The following is an 11,191-nucleotide window of genomic DNA, read 5'->3' as shown; positions in this document are numbered from 1 at the left end:
TAAAGTATGTAATTAATTCTGCCTATGTACTTGGTTTATTTATGGCAACCCAAACCGCATCTCCACTTCAGTCTATTCTGGCTAGCGATACATTTGCCTACATCACCAAGCGATTGGCGCAGGCAGCGATCGTGCTGTTCTTAGTGTCGGTCTTGAGCTTCATTATGCTCAAGTTATCGCCTGGCGACTGTTTCACGGAGTTGCTGGCTAATCCCAGCACGCCAAAGGCGGTAATTGCCCAAATACGAGAAAGGTTGGGGTACGACAAACCAATACTCGAGCAGTATTTCCTGTGGTTGGGCAATACCCTACGCGGCAATTTAGGGGTTCGCTGCCAAGGCTTTTCACCCGTCGCGCCATTAATTATGGAGCGGGCGGGCAACACTTTGCTGATGGCGATCGCTTCATTCATTACGACCTGGGCGATCGCGATTCCGTTGGGCATTGCCAGTGCGGTCAGGCAAAATACTTTCTCGGATCGGGCAGTGCAGGTGTCGAGCTACGGTTTGCAGGCTTTCCCCAGCTTCGTCTTAGCCATTATTTTCCTGATGGTGGCGCAGAATACTTCGCTGTTTCCCGTGGGGGGTATGACTAGCATCAATCACAACGATCTAAGCTGGTGGGGCAAAATCCTCGATATTGGCTATCACCTGATTTTACCAACCATGACCCTTACAGTGATTAGCTTGGCAGGCTTGCAGCGGCTCATGCGTGCTAATTTACTAGACGTGTTGCGGCAGGACTATATCAAAACGGCGCGAGCTAAAGGTTTACCGGAGAATCGGGTGATCTACGTGCACGCACTGCGTAATGCAGTTAACCCCATGATTACATTACTGGGATTTGAGTTTGCTGGGTTGCTTAGCGGCGCTTTTATTACGGAGTATTTCTTTAACTGGCCGGGGTTAGGGAAATTAATGTTACAGGGCATTTTGGAAAAGGATGTCAATCTGGTGATGGCAGGTTTGATGCTCGGCACGGTCATGCTTGTCATCGGTAATCTGCTGGCGGATTTGATGCTCAAAGCTGTCGATCCGCGCATTCGTCTAGAAAACATGGATTAATCGCTGCTATGACTTTCCTCCTTTCACCCACCGAGCTTAGCTCGATCTCCTTTGAAGAGGCGATCGCTTATACCCACACGCTACTCTTGCGAGCGGACGAACTTAGCGATCGCGAATTCCAACGGGCGATTGCCGACCTGATTGACTCTGCCAATGGTGCGAGGGGATTCTTTGTCGGTTACCTCACGGAAGATTGGGAAATAAGCGATCGGCAAATTAACGCAATTATTGCAGCGATTGAATCCGTGCCTTTCCCAGCCTCAGAACTGCTGGTTAAAAACTTGTCAATGTCTACAGCCATGGCGATCGCGCATCGCCGCGCGGGCAACGACAGTCAGGCTGAAGGCTCAGATCGGGTGGCTCGTCGCAGTACTGCATTAATACGATCGGCTAATTTAGAGGAGATCGAACGCATTGCCGCACAGATGCAATACTCCGCGCAAACCAGTGAGGGGGAGTATGCTGATTTCTTGCAAAAGTGGGGCTATGATGCCGAGCAAAGGGCAGCGATCGACATGGCTCTATTAGCAGCGTCTCAGCCCCAGGGATTGTAAGTACGTCAAGATATTAAATATTTCAGGCAAGAACTTCCCCATAATTTCCCCATAATTTCCTCATAACTTCCCCAAGACTTCTTGAATCATTCGTTTTAAAGTATAGCTAAGCCAACAAGCTTAGGATAGGTGGCAGGGGTAGAAGCTCCTTGCGCGGGAGCGCACCCTACACCTCCTTTACTAACGGATAACGAAAGAACTATAGCGGTTTTCAGATCGGTAAAGAGCAGGGAGTTTGGGGGCGTTGCCCCAGGAAGGGGTAGAACCCCTTCACCCCGTCAATAAAACCCGTTCTCAAGTCAAAACCGCTATATGTCATGACAAATATCATGTCTGACTCATGACATTTATACGATGTTTCCCAAAAACTCATTTCGTTAAAGTGATGCTACCGAACGATTTAAATTTACGAGGTTCAACCAAAAATGCACGATATGTACTCAGCGTAATATTCCGTTAAGGATTTGCTTAATGTAACGTAATTTACCAAATCTATTAATAGAGATAAAATTAAAGCTTATATATGGGTAAGAGAGAAAAATTTATCCAGGGTGGCAAGGTAAAGGACTAACGTTTAAATTAAATAATGTCGCAATTGTAAATGTCGCAATTGTTAGGGTGTCTTAGGCATTAGCCGTAACGCATCGCGGTTATCTTAATTTTCCTATCAGTTCTTAAGTAGAAAAGCAATCTGAAAAAGCGGAATGGGCTAGGGTTAGTACCGACTGAGTAGCTAAGTAGTCTGTGCGATCGCTAATCGCACGTTGCCGATCTCACAAAATCTCACAAAATCTCACATCATGTAGAGTGGAGTGTCTGAGTTTTGGATAGAGTTATCCTGAACCATTTCGCCGATCCTACGGTCTCGCACAAAATCTCACAATAAAACACCTGAATTTTGGATAGAGGTATCCCACTCCATGGATGAATTTATTTTCGGTACGCCCAACCCCGACCTGCTTAACGGCTTGCCTATCAACAGTATTATTTCGGGTCTAGGAGGTGCGGATACAATATTCGGAAACCAGGGAGCCGATCAGCTCTCTGGTGGTGATGGGAACGACCTCATCGATGGCGGCCAGGGGATAGATATTATTAATGGCGGTATAGGCAACGACATCCTTCATGGCGGTGAAGATGCAGACGAAATCTTTGGCAGTCAGGATAACGATGTTATATTCGGCGATCTCGGATCCGATAAGCTTACAGGTGGGGCAGGTGCGGATAAGTTCGTGTTCGAGCGAGTGTCAGGCGCAGCCACAAGCACAACTGGCGGCCCTAACTTCTCCGATGCCGATCGAATTATGGATTTCACCAAGGGTTCCGATCTAATTGGACTGGGAGGAGGACTGAGCTTTCAAGATCTAGACTTTATCCTGGTAACAAGAGCGCTCGATTCTACAGGTACTTTCGTCAATTCAACCGTAATTCGGGACAGGTTGACTGGGGAATATTTAGGAGTTCTGCGAGCAATCCAACCCAACCAATTAACGGAGAGCGATTTCACTACAGATCTTACCCCCGTAGGCACGTTTAGACCCGACTTAACGATCGCCAAGAGAGATAGTGCCGATCCCATTAGAGTTGGCGATCCGCTCGTCTACACGTTAACTGTCAGCAATAACGGCACCGCCGCCGCCAGCAACGTTACGGTGCAGGACACCTTACCCACAGGATTCGTGCCTGGAGCCACAACTGTATCCAATGGGTTCACTGCCAGTACGTCAGGGCAAACCGTTACCTTTACGGGTGGAAGCATTGCCGCAGGCGGCAGTACCACGCTGACGATCGCTGTGTCTACTACCACCGCCACGGTAGGTACAAAAAGTAATACTGCCAGGGTAGATCCGCTAAATGCGATCGCCGAGAGCAACGAAACCAACAACAGCGTCACGGAAACCACAAGAGTAGACGCGGCACCAGCACTGACCCCAGAGATTAACGTTACCGATGGCGGCTTTGGCGGTACGACTGACAATATTACCGATGGCGATACCACGCCGATCTCTGCTGACGGCACCGATTACGGCAGTACCGTAGTGGGCACGCCCGTAACCCGCACGTTTACGATCGAGAATACCGGTACGGGCGCTCTCACCTTAAGCGCGCCTACCTTGCCTACTGGCTTCAGCCCGATCGGCGCGTTCCCCACCAGTATCCCAGCAGGGAACAATGCCACATTTACGGTCAGACTGAATGCCACAACCGCCGGTACTTTCAGCGGTAATATTAGCTTCGGCAACAACGACAGTAATGAAAATCCCTACAACTTTGCTGTTACAGGAGCAGTTAGTGCTGCCCCTACCCCAGAGATTAACGTTACCGATGGTGGCTTTGGCGGTACGACTGACAATATCGCCGATGGCGATACCACACCAAGCACTACAGATGGCACCAACTTCGGCAGTACTACGGCTGGTACGGCTGTAACCCGCACGTTTACGATTGAGAACGCGGGCACAGCCGATCTCACCTTAAGCGCGCCTACCTTACCTACAGGCTTCAGCCTGGTTGGTGGATTCCCGGCCAGTGTGGCAGCGGGCAGTAACGCCACGTTTACCGTGCAACTGGATGCCACGGCAGTAGGTACTTTCAGCGGTAATATCAGCTTCGGCAACAACGACAGTAATGAAAATCCCTACAACTTTGCGATTACAGGAGTAGTTGGTCCAGCTCCTACTCCAGAAATTAACGTTACCGATGGTGGCTTTGGCGGCGCGACCAACAACATTACTGACGGCGACACCACGCCCAGTACTGCCGATGGCACCGATTACGGTTCGACCGCGCTTGGCGCAACCCTGTCTCGCACATTTACAATTCAAAATACTGGTACGGCTGAATTAACTTTGAGCGCGCCCACCTTACCAACAGGCTTTAGCCTGGTTGGTGGGTTCCCAACCAGCATCGCTGCGGGGGGCAATGCTACATTTACCGTGCAACTGGATGCCACGACAGGCGGTATTTTCAGCGGTGAAATTAGTTTTGGCAACAACGACAGCAATGAAAACCCCTACAACTTTGCCATTACAGGCACCGTTATTGCCCCAGAGATAAATGTGACCGATGGCGGGTTTGGCGGTACGACAGACAGCATTGCTGATGGTGACGCTGCGCCAAGCACTGACGATGGTACCGACTATGGCACAACTCTTGTTGGAAATAGCGTAACGCGCACGTTTACGATCGCGAATACGGGTACGGCCAATCTCAATCTCACGACTGGCAGCATCACCATACCCGCCGGTTACACGATTACCACTACTCCATCTGCAACGGTAGCGCCGGGAGCTAGCACCACAATTGGCGTACAGCTTACAGCGGCTGCCACTGGTACGTTTGCTGGCGACATCGTCATTCCGAACAACGACAGCGACGAGAATCCCTATAACTTTGCCATTACAGGCACGGTTACCGCACCAGAGATCGACGTGACTGATGGTGGGTTTGGCGGTACAACTGACAGCATCGCCGATGGCGATACCACGCCGAGCGCTACGGACGGCACCGACTATGGCAGCACCCTGGTCGGCACGGCGGTGACCCGCACGTTTGCGATCGCGAACACTGGTACGTCCGATCTCAATCTCACCACTGGCAGCATCACCGTACCCGCTGGTTACACGATTACCACTACACCATCTGCAACGGTAGCACCAGGAGGCAGCACCACAATTGGCGTACAGCTCACCGCTGCAACTGCCGGTACGTTTGCTGGGGATATCTCAATTCCGAACGACGACAGCGATGAGAATCCTTACAACTTTGCCATTACAGGTACCGTTACCGCCCCAGAGATTAACGTCACCGATGGCGGTTTCGGCGGCACAACCGACAATATTACTGACGGCGACACCACGCCAAGCACCACCGATGGCACCGACTATGGTTCCACTCCCCTCGGTACTGCTATAACTCGCACCTTTACGATCGCGAATACTGGCACGTCCGATCTCAACCTCACGACTGGCAGCATTACCGTGCCTGCTGGCTATACGATTGCGACCCTGCCATCGGCAACTGTAGCACCAGGAGCCAGCACCACAATTGAAGTACAGCTTACAGCTACTGCTGCTGGCACGTTTGCGGGCGATATCGCGATCCCGAACGATGACAGTGACGAGAACCCCTACAACTTTGCGATTACGGGCACTGTAATTGCTCCAGAAATTAACGTTAACGATGGCGGCTTTGGTGGTACGACCGACAACATCCTCGATGGCGACACCACACCGAGCACAACCGACGGCACCGACTATGGCTCCACTCCCCTTGGCACTGCCCTAACCCGCACCTTTACAATTGAGAACACCGGCACCGCCAACCTCAACCTCACGACTGGTAGCATTACCGTACCAACTGGCTATACGATCGCCACCCTGCCATCGGCAACAGTAGCACCAGGAGCCAGCACCACAATCGAGGTACAGCTTACCGCCACCACCGTCGGCACGTTTGCGGGCGATATCTCAATTCCAAACGACGACAGCAATGAAAACCCCTACAACTTTGCCATTACTGGCAGCGTTGTCGCTCCAGAGATTAATGTCACTGTTGACGATATTAACGGTCGTCCTACCAGCATTCTCGATGGCGATACCACGCCGAGCGTTGACGATCGCACTGATTACGGTACGACCACAGTTGGAACAGCCCTGACTCAAACGTTTACGATTGAAAATCTCGGTACAGCAGCATTAACTCTAGGCGCACCCACCTTACCAACGGGTTTCAGTTTGGTCGGCGCATTCCCAACCAGTATTGCAGCAGGAAGTAACGCTGCCTTTACCGTTCAACTGGATGCCACAACACCAGGTACCTTTAACGGTGAAATCAGCTTTGGCAACAACGACAGCGACGAGAATCCCTACAACTTCGCGATCGCAGGCATTGTTACCGCTCCGGAAATCAATGTCACCGATGGTGGCTTTGGTGGAGCAACTGACAGTATCGCGGATGGCGACACCACACCAAGTACGACCGACGGTACCGATTACGGTACGACTTTGCTGGGTACAGCCGTGAGTCGCACCTTTGCGATCGCGAACACTGGTACGGCTACGCTCAATCTCACAACGGGTAGTATTACCGTTCCCACGGGTTACATGATTACAAGTACACCAGCCGCCACCGTAGCACCAGGAGCCAGTACCACGATTACGGTACAGCTTACTGCTGGTGCCCTTGGTACGTTTGCTGGCGACATCGTCATCCCGAACAACGACAGCGATGAGAATCCTTACAACTTTGCCATTACAGGTACGGTTACTGCGCCGGAGATTAACGTCACGGATGGTGGCTTTGGCGGTACAACTGACAACATTGCAGATGGCGATGCCACGCCGAGTACTACAGACGGCACCGACTATGGCAGTACTCCAGTTGGTACTGCTGTAACTCGCACGTTTACGATTGAGAACACGGGTACAGGCACCCTCAACCTCACGACTGGTAGCATCACCGTACCCGCTGGTTACACGATTACCACCACGCCAGCCGCAACAGTAGCACCAGGAGGCAGCACCACAATTGGCGTACAGCTCACCGCTGCAACTGCCGGTACGTTTGCTGGGGATATCTCAATTCCGAACGACGACAGCGATGAGAATCCCTATAACTTTGCCATTACTGGTAGCGTTGTCGCGCCAGAGATTAACGTCACCGATGGCGGCTTTGGCGGTACGACTGACAACATTGCCGATGGCGATACCACGCCGAGTACAACCGATGGCACCGACTATGGCAGAACTAACGTTGGTGCTACCGTGTCCCGCACCTTCACAATTGAGAATACTGGTTCAGCTCCGCTCAATCTCACAACCGGCAGCATTACCGTACCAACTGGTTACACAATTACGACATTGCCATCTGCAACGGTAACGCCGGGAGCTAGCACCACAATAACGGTACAGCTAACTGCTGCTGCCTCTGGTACGTTTGGCGGCGACATCACCATTCCGAACAACGACAGCAATGAGAACCCCTACAACTTCGCGATTACCGGAGTTGTCAACGCACCACCAGTTTTGGGCGCGGCTGCTGTGGGTGCCATTACGATTAACGAGCAAACGCAAACAATAATCAGTCCTACCGGATTGGGGATTACAGACGACGAGCCAAACGCAGAAAGTGCCACGATTAGTATTACGAGTGGGTTCGTGGCTGGACAGGATGTCCTCTCGGTAGTCGGCGCTCTTCCAGGTGGGATTGTCGCCAATACTTCCGTGCCAGGTACGATAACCCTTACGGGGTCGGCATCGCTCGCCAACTACTCGACGGCTTTGCACCAAATTGCCTACACCAACACCAGCGATAACCCCAATACTGCTACGCGCACGGTCAGCTACACGGTGAATGATGGCGATGTCAACAGCAATACGGTAACGCGGGATATTAACGTGCAACCCGTCAACGATCCGCCTGCCCTCACCCCCGCTCCGACTTATACCAGCAATGCTAACTTGACCCTGACTGTCCCTGATGGTGCGAGCGATCTGCTGACGGGAGCGACAGACCCCGATGGCACAACGGTGAGTGTGGTGGCAGCTACGCTGACAAGTGCAGCAGCGGCAGCCACGGCAACAACTGCGGACGATAACAACGTGACGGTGAATGCTGATGGTAGCTTTACCTATAATGCTGTAGCTGGCTTTGTTGGCAGCGATACGTTTGTCTATCAAATTCAGGATAGCGGTACGCCTCTGCCTCCTGCGACGGCAAATATAACCGCAACGATTAACGTCACCGATCTCGATGGTGCTGGTGCTGGGAACAGCGTGTTGTGGTTCATCGATGAGGATGCCATTGATTCGGCTAATTTAGGCACTCAGGCCGATCCATTCAGGACTTTGGCAGCCTTTAATGCGGCAAATACTGGTGTTGGCAATCTCCCTGCAAACACCGATTTTATCTTTATCGATGACGATGCCACCAATGCAAATGCTGATGGCGCGGGTACCTATGCAGGTGGGATTACGCTGCGAAACGATCAGAAACTGATTGGCGACGGCACAACAGGTACTACGCTGGCAGCGCTTACTGGCATTACGCTGGGCAGCTTTAACAGTCTGGATGCGTTCTCGGGTAACAGACCCAACATCGCTGGAGGAATTACCCTGGGTTCAAACAATACGCTGCGGGGGCTAAATGCGGGCAATGCCAGTGGATTTAGCATTACTGGTGGCGCAGTCGGCAACCTGACAATTAGCGAGGCCATCATCAATAACACCACGGGTGGCGGTTTCAATGTCGGTACTTCCGGTGCTTTGAATGTCGTTCTGGGCAGTCTCTCTTCTAGCGGCGGTACGAATGGTGTCAATCTGGTCGGTAGCTCGGGTACGTTTACTGCCAATGGCGGTACTATTACCAGCCCCACGGGTGCAGCCTTCAATATCAATGGCGGCAGCGTAAATACTACCTATTCTGGCAACATTACCCAGGCAAACAATGCCGCAGCGGTCTCCGTATCTGGAGGTCACACGGGAACTGCTACGTTCCAAACGGGAACGATTAACGCGACCAACGGTACGGGATTGCAGTTCAACAACGCCGACGGTACGTACAATTTCAACGGCACCGCGACGCTGAATGGCGGCGATGCGGGAATCGATATCATCGGTGGTTCGGGCGGAACGTTTGCATTCAGCGCGAATACATCCATCAATAACCCATCTGGCATCGCTTACAACGAAGATACGAGCACGGCAAACGTGACCTATAACGGCACAATTACTAAGACCAACAATGCCAATAATGCCGTCAATATCAATGCAAAGACCGGAGGCACCACAACGTTTAACGGTCAGATTACTGGCACGACGACGACTGCCAATGCGATCGACCTGACCAACACAGGCGGCACGGTCAACTTCACGGGTGGATTGACGCTCAACACGACTAGCGGTGTGGGCTTCAACGCCACGGGTGGCGGTACAGTATCGGCTACTGGCACGAATACAATTACTTCCACCACCGGCACAGCCCTCAATGTCGCGAACACCACAATTGGCGCGAGTAACCTGAACTTCCGCAGCATCAGTTCTAATGGAGCCACTAACGGCATCGTACTCAACAACACGGGTACGAGTGGTGGATTAACCGTCACGGGCACCGGTTCGACGGCTGGATCGGGCGGCACAATTCAAAACTCAACGGACGCGGGCATTTTGCTTACCAATACGGCAAATGTCAATCTCTCCAACATGAACATTTCAGGCGGTGGAGATGACGGTATTCGCGGTACGACGGTTACCGGACTCTCGCTTACGGGCGTGCGAGTAACGAACAACGGCAATGCCGCTGGCGAGGCAGGTATCGATCTGACCAACCTGTTCGGTACCTCGACCTGGTCGGGCATTACCGTCAGTGGCTCGGCGGAGGACAACGCCGTCATCCGCAATTCCAGCGGCACGCTGACCAACCTCACCGTAACTGGTAGTACCTTCAGCAACAACTCGGCGATCGGTAACGACGGCTTCCTGATGGATGCGTCTGGAACTGCCACCATGACGGCAACCCTCACTGGCAACACGTTTACCGCCAATCGAGGCGACCACTTCCAGGCCGCTGCCAGCAATTCGGCAAATCTCAACGTGAAATTCACCAATAATACACTCTCCGGCGGTCATCCCACCGCACTTGGGCAGGGCATCACGATCAACGCAGCTACTGGCGTGGCGTTCGGTGGCTACACCGGGCGGGTCAACTACGATATCGACAGCAACACGATTAACGGAGCAATTCTGAGTGCGATTACGGCCAATCTCGGCACCTCAGGTGCTGCCGGGACGTTCAATGGCTTCATCCGTAACAACAACATTGGCACGGCAGGCACGCCGCTTTCCGGTTCAACCCAAGCGAGCGGGATCGTCGTTGAAGCCCACGGCAACGGCACTCACACCTCGTCAGTTACGGGCAACACTGTTATCAATGCCTTAGAACGTGGGATTTCCGTCCAGGCGAACGACGGCAACGGCGTCCTCAATCTGACAGTGCAAAGCAACGATCTCGATCAGTCGGTTTCAACCAATCCGTTATCCCTCCAATCATTCTTCCTAAATAATGCATCAACTACGACCAACGTCTTTGGTGCGGTCGATAGCCATACCGTTCGTCTCAACTTCGGCGGGGCTGGAGCGCTTGCCAATACACTCACGAATAGTGCCGGCACGACCGACGACTTCCGCATCCGCCAACGCTTTAACTCGCGCATCGAGATGCCCGGTTACTCAGGAACTCCCTTTGACACTGCAGCCGTGGTTACCTATATTCAGGGTCGCAACACTGGCAGTGCAGGTGAACCTGGCAGCGCCACGGCAAACGATTCCGCAACAGTAACGACGGACGGCTTTTTCGGCGGTACGGTGCCGACACCGACTCCGTTCTAGTCCTGTGGATGCTTTCCTAAGAGGTGCGGAATATCTCATCTCAGCGATCGACACCACCCCTACTGTTCGTAATTTCATCGATTCTCGTCTAGATTTGCCGACTTTTATGCAATACAATAGTTTTTGGATAAGAATTGGGATTACATCGCTGATTTATTGGAGTAACCTAGCGTCGGCGGAGCGCGAT

Annotated in this window: 3 protein-coding genes; all 3 read left to right on the top strand. The window is 52.3% G+C overall.

Translation table 11 applies throughout. The annotated features are described in order from the left end of the window. Positions 1-41: 41 nt before the first annotated feature. The 3 genes from PSE6802_RS0108435 to PSE6802_RS0108425 all read left to right on the top strand — a co-directional run bounded on the left by PSE6802_RS0108435 (position 42) and on the right by PSE6802_RS0108425 (position 11,004). Positions 42-1,064: an ABC transporter permease gene (locus PSE6802_RS0108435; RefSeq protein WP_019499614.1), complete on the top strand. Its 1,023-nt coding sequence runs from the start codon at positions 42-44 to the stop codon at positions 1,062-1,064. An 8-nt stretch (positions 1,065-1,072) separates the two neighbouring features. Further along, positions 1,073-1,618, top strand: a complete 546-nt coding sequence (locus tag PSE6802_RS0108430) for a hypothetical protein (RefSeq protein ID WP_019499613.1) — start codon at positions 1,073-1,075, stop codon at positions 1,616-1,618. Positions 1,619-2,538: 920 nt separating this feature from the next. After that, a complete protein-coding gene (locus PSE6802_RS0108425; RefSeq protein ID WP_019499612.1) occupies positions 2,539-11,004 on the top strand; it encodes a choice-of-anchor D domain-containing protein in 8,466 nt (2,821 codons plus the stop codon). Positions 11,005-11,191: the final 187 nt, after the last annotated feature.

The sequence above is a fragment of the Pseudanabaena sp. PCC 6802 genome, from assembly GCF_000332175.1.
Lineage (GTDB): Bacteria > Cyanobacteriota > Cyanobacteriia > Pseudanabaenales > Pseudanabaenaceae > PCC-6802.
Note: the sequence above shows the minus strand (reverse complement) of the source record. Positions and strands in the feature narration are given on the sequence as shown.